This is a genomic window from Janthinobacterium sp. TND4EL3 (assembly GCF_900156175.1).
Taxonomy (GTDB): domain Bacteria; phylum Pseudomonadota; class Gammaproteobacteria; order Burkholderiales; family Burkholderiaceae_D; genus Janthinobacterium.
Map to the genome: position 1 here is coordinate 722,745 of NZ_FTMV01000001.1, position 15,509 is coordinate 738,253.

12 protein-coding genes are annotated in these 15,509 nt (G+C 63.9%); 8 read left to right on the forward strand and 4 right to left on the reverse strand.

What is annotated here, in order from left to right; translation table 11 throughout:
• Window positions 1–224 precede the first annotated feature (224 nt).
• Window positions 225–1,331 (forward strand): S-(hydroxymethyl)glutathione dehydrogenase/class III alcohol dehydrogenase, encoded by a 1,107-nt coding sequence (locus tag BXA07_RS03260; protein WP_076565486.1) that lies wholly within the window; start codon window positions 225–227, stop codon window positions 1,329–1,331.
• Between the two features lie 116 nt (window positions 1,332–1,447).
• Window positions 1,448–1,681, forward strand: coding sequence for a hypothetical protein (locus BXA07_RS03265; RefSeq protein WP_076565488.1), 234 nt, complete (start codon window positions 1,448–1,450; stop codon window positions 1,679–1,681).
• A 4-nt stretch (window positions 1,682–1,685) separates the two neighbouring features.
• On the opposite strand, the gene BXA07_RS03270 is transcribed toward BXA07_RS03265, so the two are convergent.
• Window positions 1,686–2,690: a GlxA family transcriptional regulator gene (locus BXA07_RS03270; RefSeq protein WP_076565489.1), complete on the reverse strand. Its 1,005-nt coding sequence runs from the start codon at window positions 2,688–2,690 to the stop codon at window positions 1,686–1,688.
• Window positions 2,691–2,805: 115 nt separating this feature from the next.
• Between BXA07_RS03270 and BXA07_RS03275 the strand changes: the two genes are divergently transcribed.
• The 3 genes from BXA07_RS03275 (at window position 2,806) to BXA07_RS03285 (ending at window position 7,109) form a co-directional block, all read left to right on the forward strand.
• Complete coding sequence (locus tag BXA07_RS03275) at window positions 2,806–5,745, forward strand: polymer-forming cytoskeletal protein (RefSeq protein WP_139335411.1); 2,940 nt, start codon at window positions 2,806–2,808, stop codon at window positions 5,743–5,745.
• Between the two features lie 108 nt (window positions 5,746–5,853).
• Entirely contained in the window at window positions 5,854–6,552 is a 699-nt protein-coding gene (locus BXA07_RS03280) for a dienelactone hydrolase family protein (RefSeq protein WP_076565493.1), read from the forward strand.
• Window positions 6,553–6,692: 140 nt separating this feature from the next.
• On the forward strand, window positions 6,693–7,109 hold the full coding sequence (locus tag BXA07_RS03285) for an SRPBCC family protein (RefSeq protein ID WP_076565494.1): 417 nt from the start codon (window positions 6,693–6,695) through the stop codon (window positions 7,107–7,109).
• A gap of 148 nt (window positions 7,110–7,257) precedes the next feature.
• On the opposite strand, the gene BXA07_RS03290 is transcribed toward BXA07_RS03285, so the two are convergent.
• A complete protein-coding gene (locus tag BXA07_RS03290; protein ID WP_076565497.1) occupies window positions 7,258–8,874 on the reverse strand; it encodes a M28 family peptidase in 1,617 nt (538 codons plus the stop codon).
• Window positions 8,875–9,008: 134 nt separating this feature from the next.
• Here BXA07_RS03290 and BXA07_RS03295 point away from each other — a divergent pair, with 134 nt between their 5' ends.
• The 3 genes from BXA07_RS03295 (at window position 9,009) to BXA07_RS03305 (ending at window position 14,324) form a co-directional block, all read left to right on the forward strand.
• Complete coding sequence (locus BXA07_RS03295) at window positions 9,009–9,890, forward strand: alpha/beta fold hydrolase (protein ID WP_076565499.1); 882 nt, start codon at window positions 9,009–9,011, stop codon at window positions 9,888–9,890.
• A 200-nt stretch (window positions 9,891–10,090) separates the two neighbouring features.
• A complete protein-coding gene (locus BXA07_RS03300) occupies window positions 10,091–12,226 on the forward strand; it encodes a DEAD/DEAH box helicase (RefSeq protein ID WP_076565702.1) in 2,136 nt (711 codons plus the stop codon).
• A gap of 493 nt (window positions 12,227–12,719) precedes the next feature.
• Window positions 12,720–14,324: a methyl-accepting chemotaxis protein gene (locus BXA07_RS03305; protein ID WP_348532948.1), complete on the forward strand. Its 1,605-nt coding sequence runs from the start codon at window positions 12,720–12,722 to the stop codon at window positions 14,322–14,324.
• A 43-nt stretch (window positions 14,325–14,367) separates the two neighbouring features.
• On the opposite strand, the gene BXA07_RS03310 is transcribed toward BXA07_RS03305, so the two are convergent.
• Window positions 14,368–14,676, reverse strand: coding sequence for a hypothetical protein (locus BXA07_RS03310; RefSeq protein ID WP_076565502.1), 309 nt, complete (start codon window positions 14,674–14,676; stop codon window positions 14,368–14,370).
• Window positions 14,673–15,473 carry a hypothetical protein gene (locus BXA07_RS03315; protein ID WP_076565504.1) on the reverse strand — a complete coding sequence of 267 codons (801 nt, stop codon included), beginning with the start codon at window positions 15,471–15,473 and terminating at the stop codon, window positions 14,673–14,675. The genes BXA07_RS03310 and BXA07_RS03315 overlap by 4 nt, the downstream gene beginning before the upstream one ends.
• Window positions 15,474–15,509: the final 36 nt, after the last annotated feature.

Here is a 15,509-nt window from a genome sequence, read left to right on the forward strand (position 1 = left end):
CCAAGAATGCGTGTCTGTGTGCAGGCAAGTTTGAGCTGGCGCAAACGGACATCGCACTGGCGCCAGCATACGCCTCGCGCCTGCCGTTTTTCCGTGCGCAGCTGCACCGTGCGGCGGCATCGGACAAATGCGCCGCGTTTTCAGACAAGCGCGGCGCCGCTTGCGCCGCCGCGCCCGCCAGCGCCAGATAATGGCGCATCTGAAACCGAGCAGGAAGACACCCCATGAAAACCAAAGCCGCGATTGCCTGGAAGGCGGGCGCCCCGCTGACCATCGAAGAAGTCGACCTGGCCGGCCCGCGCGCCGGCGAAGTGCTGGTCGAACTGAAAGCGACGGGCATTTGCCATACCGATTACTACACCCTGTCCGGCGCCGACCCGGAAGGCCTTTTCCCCGCCATCCTCGGCCATGAAGGCGCCGGCGTCGTCGTCGACGTGGGCCCGGGCGTGACGACCCTGAAAAAGGATGACCACGTCATCCCCCTGTACACGCCGGAATGCCGCCAGTGCAAGTTCTGCCTGTCGCAAAAGACCAACCTGTGCCAGGCCATCCGCTCCACGCAGGGCCGCGGCCTGATGCCGGACGCGACCAGCCGCTTTTCGCTGAATGGCCAGCCGCTGTTCCACTACATGGGCACGTCCACGTTCTCGAACTACATCGTCGTGCCGGAAATCGCGCTGGCGAAGATCCGCGAGGACGCGCCGTTCGACAAGGTCTGCTACATCGGCTGCGGCGTGACGACGGGCGTGGGCGCCGTGTTGTTCTCCGCCAAGGTCGAGGCGGGCGCCAACGTGGCCGTCTTCGGCCTGGGCGGCATCGGCCTGAACGTGATCCAGGCGGCCAAGATGGTCGGCGCCGACAAGATCATCGGCATCGACATCAACCCGGCGCGCCAGGCCATCGCGCGCAAGTTCGGCATGACGCATTTCATCAACCCGAACGAGGTGGACAACGTCGTCGACGCCATCGTGCAGCTGACGGACGGCGGCGCCGACTACAGTTTTGAATGCGTGGGCAATACGACCCTGATGCGCCAGGCGCTCGAGTGCACGCACAAGGGCTGGGGCAAATCGTTCATCATCGGCGTGGCGGCGGCCGGCCAGGAAATTTCCACCCGTCCCTTCCAGCTGGTGACGGGACGCGAATGGCGCGGCTCGGCCTTCGGCGGGGCGCGCGGACGCACGGACGTGCCGAAGATCGTCGACTGGTATATGGAAGGCAAGCTCAATATTGATGATTTGATCACGCACCGCTTGCCGCTCGAACGCATCAATGAGGGCTTCGACCTGATGAAGAGCGGCGAATCGATCCGTTCCGTCGTGTTGTACTAATCGTACCGGATGTCCTCATTGCGCAACACTTGACGGACGGGGCAGGGCGGCAGGCTGTACTTCGCCGCCAGCCCCTGCTAGTGTGAAGGCATACCGCCTTGCTTTGGGAGCCGTCCATGTTTGCCACTGCCTACCTCGCGACCTTGCGCCGCATGCTGCCCGTGTTTCTTGGCGGGGCCCTGTCCTCCCTGCTGGCCTTGTGGTGGAGCAATGCCACCATCCTGGCCACGCCCGCCATCTGGCTGGGGCTGCTGTCCACGTATTTGCTGTGTGCGCTGATGTTTACGCCGCTGGCCCGGCACCGCCAGCAGCTGGCCACGCGCCACGCGCGCGGCAGCAAGCCGCGCTGAAGTCCTAGCGCGCCGTGCTGGAAAAGCGCTCGCGGTAGTCGCGCGGCGTGATGGCGAGCTTCTTTTGAAACAGGCGGCGCAGCCTTTCTTCGCTGTGCAGGCCGGCCTGCACGGCCACCTGTTTTAACGACGAGACATTGTCTTCCAGCAAACGGCGCGCCACTTCGAAGCGCGCCGTCTCGATGAATTCCGTGGGGCTGGTCCCCGTTTCGCGCTGGAAGACGCGCGTAAAATTGCGCTCGCTCATGGCCAGCCTGGCTGCCAGCAGCGGCACCGTGAGCGCGTCGGCCAGGTGCTCCATGATCCAGCCCTGCAATTGCCGGATGGTGGGATGCGTCGTCATCTGGCTCGACAGGTGGACGGAAAACTGCGACTGGCCGCCGGGCCGCTTCAGATACACGACCAGGTCGCGCGCCACTTCGAGCGCGATATCGCGGCTGAAATCGTCTTCCACCAGGGCCAGCGCCAGGTCGATGCCGGCCGTGACGCCCGCCGACGTCCAGAATTTGCCTTCCCGCACGAAAATCGCATCGGCATTGACCTGTATCAAGGGGTAGCGCTGGCGCAGGCTGTCCACGGCGCTCCAGTGCGTGGCGGCGCTCTTGCCATCGAGTACGCCCGCCTCGGCCAGGAAGAAGCAGCCCGTGCACAGGGCCGCCAGGGTATCGATGCGGGGCGCCGCCTCGGCCACCCAGGCGGCCAGGGCGGGAATGTCCTGCAAGACTTGCTCGACGTGGTGGCAGCCGACGATGACGGCCAGGTCGGGCAGGCGGTGCGCATCGAGCGCCTTGCTCGCGTGCAGCGACATCAGGGTATCCGACTCGACGGGGCCGATGGCCGTCGAGGCGATGCGCATGTCGTAGCCGCCGGGCAGATTGCGCAGGCGCAAATGCGTGTTGACGTAATCAAATACTTTCATGGCGCCGATGGCTTCGAGCGCCTTGAAGCCCGGGTAGACGATGATGTCGACGGTGCGCAGGGGAAATTCTTTGGGACTTTGCTTGATCATGCGATATGCGTGAAGGAGATAAATACTGCCATAATGCAATAACAGCGATGGCGTAGATTAGCATGGAATAATCCGCGCGCCCGCTGGCTTCCCACCCACCGGATTCCTCGATATCGTGCGCTTACTTCACTTTTTTGCCGCCCTGACATTGCTGCTGGGCACTTCGCTTGCCCACGCGGCCACGCTCAACTTCAATGGCGGCGCCGTCAGCGGCTGCAGCCTGAGCACGGACGGCTTGCAATACACGTGCGCCTCGCTGGCGCTGGGCTCCACCGACGTCATCGTCATCGGCAGCGCGTATGGCGTGACGGTCAACAGTTCCCTGGCGATGAGCTACAACCAGGGCTTGACGATGAGCGGCAATGCCGCGCTGACGGTCAAGGGCAATCTCGACATCAAGGACATCAATCCGTCGAACCTGAAAGTGACGGGGGGCAGCTTGAGCGCCGAGGGCGGCACTTTCCTCATGGGCGCGCAGGAACAGACCATTACGGCGAATATTTCCGCCACCACCATCAAGATGGGCTCGAACAACGTCAAGGTGACGGGCAAGATCAGCGCCAAGGGCCCGGTGGACATCGCCTCGGGTTCCGTCATCAACGGGCCCATCAGCGGCACCGTCGTCAATATCCTGCCCGCCAGTACCCGCATCCAGGGCGATATCACGGCGACCACCTCGCTGACCATCGGTTCCGGCAGCCAGGTGACGGGCAACCTGAAATCGCCGACGATCGACTTGAAGGCATCGGGCCTGCTCGTCACGGGCGACGTGGACGCCAGCAATTCCTTGTCGATCGCTTCCGGCAATGGTATCAAGGGCAATGTGGACGCCGGCGAGGTGACGCTCGACTCGTCCAACGCCTATATCACGGGCAACGCCAAGGTCGACCACATCACCCTGGGCTGGCAGGGCCGCGTGCAGCAGACGATCACTTGCAAGGCGTATACGCCGTCGAATCCGTGCAGTTGCGTGACGAACAACAGCGGCTGGCCCTACACCGATCCGCTGGGACCGAAATGCGGCCCCAGCACCCAGGCCGGGCCGCATCACTTCCAGATCACGCATCCGCCTTCGGCGCTCAGCTGCGCGCCCGCGCCCGTGACCGTGACGGCCTGCGCCGACGCGGCCTGCAGCACCGTCTACACGGGCGCGGCCCAGGTCACGCTGACGCCGGGCGGCGCCGTGGCGCAACTCAACGCCACCCAGCCGGCGACAGGCACGGCCGCGTCCAGCGTGGCGCAGACCACGCCGGCCAGCAACGTTCCCCTGGGCCTGAGCAGCACGCCGGCGACGACGGGGGCGCTGGTCTGCAAGAGCAGCGTCGACGGCAGCGTGACCAATTGTCAGATAGCATTTGTCAGCAGCGCGCTGCAGGTGAGCGGCGTCCCCCGTTATGCCGAGGCCGAGGGGCCCATCGCCATCAGCGCGCTGCAGGCGTCGCCGTCGAACCCGCGCGCCTGCGTGCCCTTGTTTGCCAACCAGAACAAGACCTTGCAGCTGCGCTGCAACTACGCCAATCCCGGCACGGGCACCTTGCCCGCGCGCATACAGGACAAGGATGGCACGTATAAACCCCTGGCCGCCAACGCGGGCAGCGCCTGCAGCGCGACCGGTGCGCCCGTGCAACTGGCCTTCGATGCCGACGGCCTGGCCACGCCGAACATGCTGTACGCCGATGCGGGTGCGCTGGGCCTGACGGCCACGTATGCCCCGACCAGCGGCAGCGACAGCGGCCTGACCATGACGGGCAGCGGCACTGTCATCGTGGGGCCCCAGCGTTTCGTGTTCAGCGCCATCGCCACGCCGCAGCGGGCGGGCCTGGCCGCGTTGCCCGTGGCGCCCGCCACCCGCATCAGCGTGTCGGCCGTGAACGTGGCCAACGCCGTGACGGCCAATTTTGGCAGGGAAACGACGGCGCAGACGGTGCTGCTGGGCAGTAGTCTCGTCGCGCCCACCTTTTCCGGCGCCGCCAACCCCGCAGTCGCGGGCAGCCTGGCTTTTAACAACGGCATCGGCATCGCCAGCAACCTGAGCTGGGCGGAAGCGGGCACCATCCAGTTTAGGGCGACGATGGACACCTACCTCGGGGCCGCGCCGCCCGCCGTCAATGGCGTCGTCCCGCCCTTTGCCACGGGCGCCAGCAACAGCGTGCAATTCATCCCGCACCACTTCGTCACGGAGGTGCCTGGCACTGAACCCATGCCTTGCAAGGCGCCATTGTCCTGCGCGGCGGGCAGTTTCATCTATGCGCAGCAGCCGTTCAAGCTGCGCGTCACGGCGCAGAATGCCGCGAACGGGACGACGCTCAATTTCGACGGGCGCGACACGGCCTTGACGGCCCAGGTGGCCTTGCGCGCCTACGATGCCGCCACGGGCCTGACGGCCTTTCCGCCGGCGGCGCCGTCCGGCAGCCGGCTGAGCGACGGGAGCGCCGCGCAAACGACCGTGACGGGCATCGCGCCGGCCAGCTTCACGAATGGCGTGGCCAGCAGCCAGATCGCCTACCGCTTTCCCGGCGCGTATGCCGTGCCGGCCGGCACGGTCGCGCTGGCGTCGCCGACCGACGTGCTGTTCCGCGCCACCACCCCCTATGCGGGCGCCACCGTGACGTCGGCGCCGTCCGACGCCGGCACGGAAGCGAAGCTGACCGTGCTCACGGGCCGCATCATGGTGCCCAACAGCTATGGTTCCGAGCGCCTGCCGATCCGCTTGCCCGTGCAGGTGCAATACTGGAATGGCAGCTGGCTGGGCAATGTGTCCGACAGCGTCACCCAATTCGGGAGTGCCGGGGTCACGCTAGCCAACTGCAGCAAGGGGCTCACCTCTGGCGCTGGCGCGTGCAATGGCCTTGTGAAAGTGCAGAACGGCACCTACACCGTTACCGGCGGGGTATTGCCCTCGCCCAATGGCCAATTGCCGTTGCTGGCGCCCGGCGTGGCGGGCAGCGTCGATGTCTCTGTCAGCGGCTTGCCTTACCTGCCCAGCACCGTGGGACGCGCCGTGTTCGGCGTGTTCAAGTCCGGCCCCGTGATTTACCTGCGCGAACTGTATTAGATATTTATCAAGGTGGCGCGCTGTCGCGGTGGGGCCGGCGCAGACGGGGAAAAAAACCAGTAACATGCCTGGCTGTGACATTCCCCCCAACCTCAGACTGGAGTTTCTATGAGCACAACTTCGCAGTGGATCGATATCGCCGGCCCGGACGGCACTTTCCAGGCTTACCTGGCCGTGCCGCACGTGGGCAAGGGCCCCGCCATCATCCTGTTGCAGGAAATTTTCGGCGTCAATGAGCACATCCGCGCCGTGGCCGACCAGTACGCGGCCGACGGCTATGTGGTGCTGGTGCCGGACCTGTTCTGGCGCGCCGGCGCGCACATCGAGCTGGGCTATGACGCGGAAGGCTGGAAGCGGGCCGTGGAACTGATGCAGGCCACCGACAATCCGCATGCGGACGCCGATATCGCCGCCACCGTCGCCGTCCTGCGTGCGCGTCCGGAAGTGACGGGCAAGCTCGCTTCGGTCGGCTACTGCTTCGGCGGCAGGCTGTCGTTCCAGACGGCCGCGGCCGGCCTGGTCGACGCCGCCATCGCCTATTACGGCGGCGGCATCCAGAACAAGCTGGACCTGGCCGACAAGATCGAGGTGCCGCTGCTCATGCATTTCGGCGGCCAGGACAGCCATATCCCGCCGGAAGCCGTGCAAAAGATCGCCGAGCGCTTCGAAGACCGGCAAGACGTGGAAATCCATATCTACCCGGGCGCCGAGCACGGCTTCAACTGCACCCACCGCGACAGCTACCAGCAGCGCGCGGCCGCCCACGCGCATGGCAATTCCCTGATTTTCTTGGCGGAAAATCTGTAAGACTTGCGCCGAAAACAGGATCGCCGGCCTTGCGCGCCCAGCAGCAAAGCCGCATGGGCGCTAAAATAGCGGCTGTGCCGGGCAACTCCGGCCGGCCGGGCGCGGCGCCCGGCAAACCTGGATGAGGAACCGAATTAAAGATGGCCCAAGTAATTGTTTCTGTAACATTGGCGGCAAGCGCCGAACGCGTGTGGGATTTTATCGGCGGCTTCCAGTCGCTGGCTGAATGGTCGAGCTCGATCAAGACCAGTTTGTCCGAACACGGCGGCCGCGTGCGCCGCCTGAAAACCACGGACGGCGCCGTCATCGCCGAGCGCCTGCAAAGCTACAGCGAAGCGGACAAGAGCTATAGCTACACCATCGTCTCGGGTCCGATCCCCGTCAAGAACTACCGTTCCACCCTGCGCGTCACGGGCGAGCCGGGCGCGACTACTTGCGTGGCGGAATGGTCGAGCGAGTTCGACGCGGCCGAAGGCGTGGAAGAGGTCATGGTGGGCGCGTTCCAGCATTTGTACGAGACGGCATTCGTCGACCTGAAACGCATCATGGCGATTTAGCGCGCCTGCCAAAAAGGCCATGGCGTTGTTGCGTTGCCTAGCCGTACATGCGTACTGTCTTCGGCAACACGCCTAGCCCTGAACATTTTGTCCAGCGTGCATAAAAAAACACCGGCCGAGGCCGGTGTTTTTTTATGTGTGGAAAGTTTTAGCGTTTCACCTTGCCGAACGCCTCGCCCTTGTTCCATGTAGGCAAGTTCTTGTCGTTTGCCACTTCGTAGCCGAGGTTCAGGGTGAATTGCGCCTGCTGCACCATGCCCGACAAGTCCCACGACGGGTGATATTCGTCCGTCACCTGGTGGTAATCCTTCTTGAAGGCGACCAGGCGCTCGCTGGACGCTTTCGGCTCCTTGACGAAGTCGAAGGAGCCGTCGCCGGAAAACACGGCCGAGCCCACGTTGAAGGCCGGCACGCCCGCCTTGGCAAAGGCAAAATGGTCGGCCCGGTAAAAGGCGCCGGACAGGTCGGGAATGGTGGGCGCCAGGCGCAGGCCCATGCGCTTGGCCACCCTGGCGGCGCTCGCATACAGGCTGCTGCGCTCGGCGCCGGCCACGCCGATGTCGTGCGTCTTGCCGACGAAGTTCATGCTGTCGAGATTGAGGTCGGCGGCCGTCTTCGCCAGCGGCCACAAGGGCTTGCGCGTGTAGGCCGTGCTGCCCAGCATGCCCGTTTCCTCGCCGGCCGGCCACAGGAAGATCTGCGTGCGGCGTGCCGGCTGCTGCACGGCCACTTGCGCCATGGCCAGCAGGGCCGCCGCGCCCGAGGCGTTGTCGATCGCGCCGTTGTAGATGTGGTCGCTCTGTCCTGAGCGGGCGCTGCCTTCGTCATCCTTGCCCAGGTGGTCCCAGTGGGCCGAGTAAATGACGGCTTCGTCCTTGAGTTTCGGGTCCGTGCCCGGCACGATGCCGGCCACGTTGAATTGCTCGATGCTGCGGATCTGGCTGTCGAGTTTCACCTTGACGGTGGCATTCAGGGCCACGGGGCGGAACTCACGCGTTTCGGCCTGCGCGCGCAGGGCATCGAGGTCTTGCCCCGCTTGCTGGAACAGCGTGCGCGCCATGTCTTCCTGCAGCCAGCCTTCCATCGCGTTGCCCGCGCCGGCCAGGCTGAAGCGCTCGTGGCCGAAACCATTGGCCGGTACCGACCACGGGTAGGAGGCCGATGCCGTCGTATGGATCAGCAGCACCCCGGCCGCGCCCTGGCGCAACGCTTCCTCGTACTTGTAGACCCAGCGGCCGTAATACGTGAGCGACTTGCCGGCAAAACGGTTTGGCTCGGCTGCGGTCGGCTGCGGGTCGTTGACCATCATGACGACGAGCTTGCCTTTCAAGTCGATGCCCTTGAAATCGTCCCAGTTTTCTTCCGGGGCGCGGATGCCGTAGCCGGCAAACACGACGGGCGCGTCGAACGCCACGGTTTCCTTGCCGTTGGCCGCGCCAAAGACGATGTCCTTGCCGAAGGCGGGGGACAAGGTCTTGCCGCCCGCGCTGAAGGTGACGCTGCTCGATGGCAAGGCCTTGCTGCCGACGATGGTCAGCGCCTGGCGGTACGTGCCGTCCTGCAACGGTTGCAAGCCGGCCACGGCCGCCTGGGTTTCCAGGTAGCGCACGGCCAGGTCGCCGCCGCGCTGGCCCGTGCCGCGTCCTTCCAGTAAATCGTCGGCCAGGAAGGACAGGTGGGCGCGCAGGGGCGCTTCGGCAACGAGCGGTTGGGCGAGGGCAGCCGTGCTGAACAGGCTGGCGGCGAGGACGACGGGAAAGCGCATGACAACTCCAAAAGTGAATACGGGAAAGCAAAGCAGCGGTAATCTTACTCTACCGCAATGCTCTGGCGTAGCGCGCGGCGTGCGCGCGCCATTGCGGCCACAATGGCCGCTGGCCCACCGACCAGGAGCGTTCCATGACTGTCACCGACTTGCATCCAAGCAATACCCTGCGTACCGCCGACGGCACCTTGATCTACTACAAGGACTGGGGCAGCGGCCCGCCCGTCGTCTTCAGCCACGGCTGGCCCTTGTCGTCCGACGCCTGGGAAGACCAGATGTTTTACCTGGCTATGCGCGGCTACCGCGTCATTGCCCACGACCGGCGCGGCCATGGCCGCTCCAGCCAGCCTTTCCAGGGCAACGACATGGATACCTATGCCGACGACCTGGCCGCCCTGATCGACGCGCTGGACCTGGCGGGCGCCACGCTCGTGGGCCACTCGACGGGCGGCGGCGAAGTGGCGCGCTACATCGGCCGCCACGGCACCGAGCGCCTGGCCGGCGCCGTGCTGGTGGGCGCCGTGCCGCCGCTGATGCTGCAGACGGCCGAGAACCCGCTGGGCTTGCCGCTCTCCGTTTTTGATGCCATCCGCGCCGGCGTGCAGGCCGACCGCAGCGCCTTCTTCCGCGACTTGAGCGTGGCCTTCTATGGCTACAACCGGCCCGGCGCGACACCGTCGCAGGGCGTGCGCGACAGCTTCTGGCTGCAGGGCATGCAGGCCGGCATGCCGGCGTCGTATTTATGCATCAAGCAATTTTCCGAGACGGATTTTACGGAAGACCTGGGCAAATTCGACGTGCCGACCCTGGTGATCCATGGTGACGACGACCAGATCGTGCCGATCGCCGCCTCGGCGCGGCGCACTGCCGAGCTCATCATCGGCAGCAAGCTGCTCGTGTATGCGGGCGCGCCGCACGGCCTGGCGACGACGCACAAGGACCGCCTGAACGAGGACTTGCTGGAATTTTTGCGCCACTCGGTCGATGCGGCCAGCAATATCGAGGCGCATTTGTAAAGCAGTCGAATCTATTGCAAAACATATAATATTGCTTGTTTTTTGCGCCAATTGCGTGCGGATCGCCGATTTTTCTGCGTTGTAGATGGCAAAAAACGGCGTTCTGCCGCCTGTGTCCACCCGGTATGGTCCAGTAAAGAGTAAACTAGCAGATACACTCTTTCGCATTGGGCGATTCGAGCGAACTTGTGAGTGATTTCATGTCTGATACACCAATTTCCTTATTTTCCGACCTTAACCTGAGCGAGCCGCTGGTTCGCGCGCTCAAGGATGTCGGTTACGAAACACCGTCGCCTATCCAGGCGGCCACGATTCCATTATTGCTCGCTAACCGCGACGTGCTGGGCCAGGCGCAAACGGGCACGGGTAAGACCGCCGCCTTCGCCTTGCCTATCCTGTCGCGCATTGATCTGAAACAAAGCTCACCCCAAGCCCTGGTCCTGGCACCGACGCGCGAACTGGCCATCCAGGTCGCCGAAGCGTTCCAGGTGTACGCCGCCCACATTCCCGGCTTCCATGTGCTGCCGATCTACGGCGGCCAAAGCTACGGCCCGCAGCTGTCGGCCCTGCGCCGCGGCGTGCACGTCATCGTCGGCACCCCGGGCCGCGTCATCGACCACCTGGACAAGGGTTCGCTCGACCTGTCCAAGCTGAAGACGCTGGTGCTGGACGAAGCCGATGAAATGCTGCGCATGGGCTTTATCGACGACGTCGAACGCATCTTGAAAGAAACCCCGGACGGCCATCAAACGGCCCTGTTCTCGGCCACCATGCCTTCCGTCATCAAGCGCATCGCCACCACCTACCTGGTGAATCCGGCCGAAGTGACGGTGGCCGCCAAGACGGGCACGGCCGACAACATCCGCCAGCGCTACTGGCTCGTGTCGGGCATGCACAAGCTCGACGCGCTGACCCGCATCCTGGAAGCGGAAGCGTTTGACGGCATGATCATCTTCGCCCGCACCAAGCTGGGCACGGAAGAGCTGGCCAGCAAGCTGCAGGCACGCGGCTTCTCGGCCGCCGCCATCAATGGCGACATCCAGCAGGCGCAGCGCGAGCGCACCATCCAGCAATTAAAGGACGGCAAGATCGACATCCTCGTGGCAACCGACGTGGCCGCCCGTGGCCTGGACGTCGAGCGCATCAGCCACGTCGTCAACTACGACGTGCCGCACGATCCGGAAAGCTATACCCACCGCATCGGCCGCACGGGCCGCGCCGGCCGCAGCGGCGAAGCGATCCTGTTCATCACCCCGCGTGAAAAGAACTTGCTCAAAGCCATCGAACGCTCGACCCGCCAGCCGATCGGCATGCTGGAACTGCCGACGATCCAGGCCGTCAACGACGTGCGTATCGCCAAGTTCAAGGAACAGATCAGCGAAACCCTGGCCCTGGGCGAACTGGAACAGTTCCAGTCGCTGATCGAGGATTTCGAACGCGAACAGAACATTCCCGCCATCGAAATCGCCGCCGCCCTGGCGAAGATGGCGCGTGGCAATGTGCCTTTGTTGCTGGACAAGAACAAGGCGCGCGAGCAAGCCACGTGGCAGGACGACCGTCCTGCACGCCAGGACCGCTTCGACCGCCCCGAGCGCAACGAGCGTTTCGAGCGCGGCGACCGCTTCGAACGCAGCGAACGCCCGGCCTTCCCGAAAAAGGAACGCATCTCCCGTCCTGCCGACGCCGGCATGCAGACCTTCCGTATTGAGGTAGGTCATCAACATGGCGTAAAACCGGGCAATATCGTGGGCGCCATCGCCAACGAAGCGGGCATCGATTCGAAAAACATCGGCCGCATCGAAATCTATGACGACTACAGCGTCCTGGACTTGCCGGACAGCATGCCGAAAGAATTGCTGGACCAGCTGAAAACCGTGTGGGTGGCGGGCCAGCAGCTGCGCATCAGCCGCGACGGCGACGCGCCGGACCTGGCGCCGCCAGCCGCGCCGCGCAAGCCGTTCGCCGCCAAGTCCGCGCCAGCGGACACGGGCGACGCCGCGCCGGCGCCACGCGCGCCGAAGAAGGAACGTCCGCGTCCGGGCGTGACGGCTTACCGCATCGAAGTGGGCCGCGAGCACGCCGTGACGCCGAGCAACATCGTCGGCGCCATCGCCAACGAAGCGAACCTGGAAGCCAAGCATATCGGCCGCATCGATATCTTCGACAACTACAGCGTGCTGGACTTGCCGGAAGGCATGCCGCCGGAAATCCTCGACCACCTGAAATCGGTCGTCGTGTCGGGCCAGAAACTGCGCATCAGCCTCGATGACGGCACGACGGAGCGCAAGCCCGCGCCACCGCGTCCGAAGTCGCCGCCGCGTAAATCATTCAAGTAAGCCCTCCCTGCACAGGCGCCTCCCCGGCGCCTGTGTCGCGGATTGGAGACATATATCCCACTGGCGCGTTCGCGCCAGTTTTTATTTTCCCTCAAGAAATGAAGATTGCTGCAGCGTTATCGTTGCCGGCAGGCCTGGCCATGCGCCGGGCTTAATCGTGGCCGCGCGCGGTCTTTTTATCGGCATATGCACCGTGTTTATTGCGCGCTGCATTAATACATAATTTTTTATTAATTATTGCGCATGGGCGCAATTTGAATTTTACATTTCAATAAAATCAATCAAGTTGAGTCAAAGTAAATTCTAAAACATAAATGAATTGATTTTTATTAAATTGTTTGACCAGTGTCACTGTCGCGGGAGCGATATATCATGGGTGCTTGATGTGGTATATTGTTTTTATCTTTTTGTTATGCTAGTTGAAAAAAATAGAGGAGCGACGATGCGGGTCAACACGCCTATCACGCAAAATGAATACGTATTAAATGAAGGCATGACGATTGTTTCCACTACGGATTTACAGGGAAACATCAATTACGCCAATCAGTATTTCATTGAGGTCAGCGGCTTTTCAGAAATGGAATTGCTGGGTGCACCACAGAATATCCTGCGTCATCCCGATATGCCGGCCGAAGCGTTTGCCGACCTGTGGGACACCATCAAGACGGGCATGCCGTGGACGGGCATGGTCAAGAACCGCTGCAAGAACGGCGATTTTTACTGGGTCTTCGCCAATATCACGCCCGTCATCGAAAACGGCCGCCCGATCGGCTATATGTCCGTTCGTACCAAGCCCACGCGCGAGCAGATCAATGAAGCGGCAGCCCTGTATAAAAGTTTTAAAGATGGCAATAGCGCGAACCTGGCGATCCGCAATGGCCGCGTCGTGCGCCAGGGCTGGGCCGCCAGGCTGGCCGAGTGGCGCAAGCTGACCCTGTCGCAAGACCTGGCCCTGCATTCCATCGTCTTTGGCGTGGTGCTGGCCATTCTCGGCTGCGCCGTGTGGAATATCGACGGCGACACGAGCACGGCCACGCGCAGCTGGCTCAGCGGCGCTGCCGCCGTGGCCGTCGCGCTGATGCTGTATTTCTGGGCCCATCTGCACAATTCCCTCGTCGTGCCCCTGGGCGACGCCATCACGATGGCGCGCAAGATGGCCGGCGGCGATTTGACGGGCGTCATCGACAAGGTGCGCGATGATGACATGGGTCAATTGATGGCCGCCTTGCGCCAGACCAATATCAACTTGCACAGCATCATCGGCGACGTGCGCGCCAACTTCGAGGATATCCGCATCACGACGGCGGAAATCGCCACGGGCAATATGGACTTGTCCAGCCGCACGGAATCGCAGGCGTCCAGCCTGGAGCAGACGGCGGCCAGCATGGAAGAACTGACGTCGACCGTGCAGAACAGCGCCGACCACGTGTCCACGGCCAACGACCTGGCGGTGCAGGCGTCGACCGTCGCCGCCAAGGGCGGCACCATCGTCAGCGAAGTGGTGACCACGATGGACGAGATCAGCAGCTCGTCGCGCAAGATTCTCGACATTATTGGCCTAATCGACGGCATCGCCTTCCAGACGAATATCCTCGCCTTGAACGCGGCCGTGGAAGCGGCCCGCGCGGGCGAGCACGGCCGCGGTTTTGCCGTCGTGGCGGGCGAGGTGCGCAGCCTGGCCCAGCGCTCGGCAACGGCGGCGAAAGAGGTGAAAAACCTGATTGACCATTCGATTGCCACCGTGAATGCGGGCAGCGTGCTGACCAGCAATGCGGGCGCCACCATGACGGAAGTGATCGCCTCGGTGGCCCGCGTGACGGAAATGATGGACGAGATTTCCTCGACCACGCGCGAGCAGAACCAGGGTATCGGCCAGGTCAACCAGGCCGTCATCCACATGGATGGCATCACGCAGCAGAACGCGGCGCTCGTGGAGCAGGCCGCCGCGGCCGCCACCAACCTGGCGCAGCGCACCGAGAGCGTGGCCCAGTCGATCAGCATCTTCAAGCTGAAGGCTTCGCCCAGGCGCAAGGCTGCCGGCGTGGGCCGCAGCGTAGGCGCGGGCCTGGCGGCACGGGCCTTGCTGAAGGCACGATAAGCATTGCCCCGCCAGCGCTGCTGGCGGGGCTCACTTCCCGCGCTTACTTCTGTACCCGGTACACCTCGCCGCTGCGCACCTTCTTCACCACCCCATCCCCGCCAAACAAGATCACATATTCGCCTGGCGCGCCCGAGGCGGCCGGGTAGGTGTACATCCACACTTCATAGCCGCTGTCGAAACGGATGGCCGTGCTGTCGCCCAGCGCGGCGCGCACCTGTTCGCGCGTGCTGCTGCCCACGTGCACCGTCTGTTCCAGGGTGGCGTAAGGTACATTTTTGCTTGCCTGCAAGGCGCGCGTGCCGGAGCAGGCGGCCAGCAGCGTCAGCAAGGCGATCATCAGCCACTTCATGGCGCCACCTCGTCCATATAGTCAAATTCCAGCAGGGTGTCATCGGGCCAGCTGCTGTCCCACAGGGGCGCGTAATACGTGCGGTCGAGCAAGACCTGGCAATCGCAATACGGCAGCGAGGCGGGCGTCTGCTCGCCGCCCGCGTACAGCATCTTGAAGGGCAGGGCCAGACGGCGCTCGCCATGCACGAGGGTGACGCCGAACAGGGGCCGCTCCGTGAAGAACAGATAATTGCCGTCCGGCTCGGAACACACTTTATCAGTGCTGTAGAGCATGCTGGACAGCCAGGCGATGATTTGCGGGTCGTTCGAGATCAGCCCCGAATCCATGCCGGCGCGGCATTCCAGGCGCAGGTCGCCCAGGCGCCGCGTGCCCGGCGGCAAGCCGGGCGTGATCACCTGCGCGCGCCAGCTCATGGTGGAAGCCCTGCGGTTGGCGAGCAGCACGGCGTCTTCGCGCGCCGCTTGCGCGTTGCGCACGGGGGCAAAGCTGTTGTCCTCGGCCAGCGGCAAGGGGATGCTGACGGTGTCGCCCGCGATGCGCAGCTGCACGCCCGTCATGTCCACGCCGGGCTGGCGCGGCAGCAAGCGAAAGCGCAGCACGGCCTGCGGCGCCAGCGCATGGTCGCGCTCGAAGCGGTCCACGCCCTGCAGCATCTTGCGGTAGGATTTATCCACGGGGTCGCGCGTGGCATCCACCTTCACCTGCGGCACGGGCGTGGTTTGCGCTAGCGCAACAGCGCTGGACAGTGGACCAGCGAGCAAGCCAGCGAGCAGCAGGGAGAGAGGAGTGCGCATGTCCTTATGCTACGCTTTTTCGCGCAGCAGTCACGC

What these genes read in the sequence shown, in the direction of transcription:
- BXA07_RS03295 (WP_076565499.1), top strand. Translation starts at nt 9,009, where the DNA reads ATGACTGTCACCGACTTGCATCCAAGCAATACCCTGCGTACCGCCGAC.
- BXA07_RS03265 (WP_076565488.1), top strand. Translation starts at nt 1,448, where the DNA reads ATGTTTGCCACTGCCTACCTCGCGACCTTGCGCCGCATGCTGCCCGTG.
- BXA07_RS03310 (WP_076565502.1), bottom strand. Translation starts at nt 14,676, where the DNA reads ATGAAGTGGCTGATGATCGCCTTGCTGACGCTGCTGGCCGCCTGCTCC.
- BXA07_RS03285 (WP_076565494.1), top strand. Translation starts at nt 6,693, where the DNA reads ATGGCCCAAGTAATTGTTTCTGTAACATTGGCGGCAAGCGCCGAACGC.
- BXA07_RS03260 (WP_076565486.1), top strand. Translation starts at nt 225, where the DNA reads ATGAAAACCAAAGCCGCGATTGCCTGGAAGGCGGGCGCCCCGCTGACC.
- BXA07_RS03290 (WP_076565497.1), bottom strand. Translation starts at nt 8,874, where the DNA reads ATGCGCTTTCCCGTCGTCCTCGCCGCCAGCCTGTTCAGCACGGCTGCC.
- BXA07_RS03315 (WP_076565504.1), bottom strand. Translation starts at nt 15,473, where the DNA reads ATGCGCACTCCTCTCTCCCTGCTGCTCGCTGGCTTGCTCGCTGGTCCA.
- BXA07_RS03305 (WP_348532948.1), top strand. Translation starts at nt 12,720, where the DNA reads ATGACGATTGTTTCCACTACGGATTTACAGGGAAACATCAATTACGCC.
- BXA07_RS03280 (WP_076565493.1), top strand. Translation starts at nt 5,854, where the DNA reads ATGAGCACAACTTCGCAGTGGATCGATATCGCCGGCCCGGACGGCACT.
- BXA07_RS03300 (WP_076565702.1), top strand. Translation starts at nt 10,091, where the DNA reads ATGTCTGATACACCAATTTCCTTATTTTCCGACCTTAACCTGAGCGAG.
- BXA07_RS03270 (WP_076565489.1), bottom strand. Translation starts at nt 2,690, where the DNA reads ATGATCAAGCAAAGTCCCAAAGAATTTCCCCTGCGCACCGTCGACATC.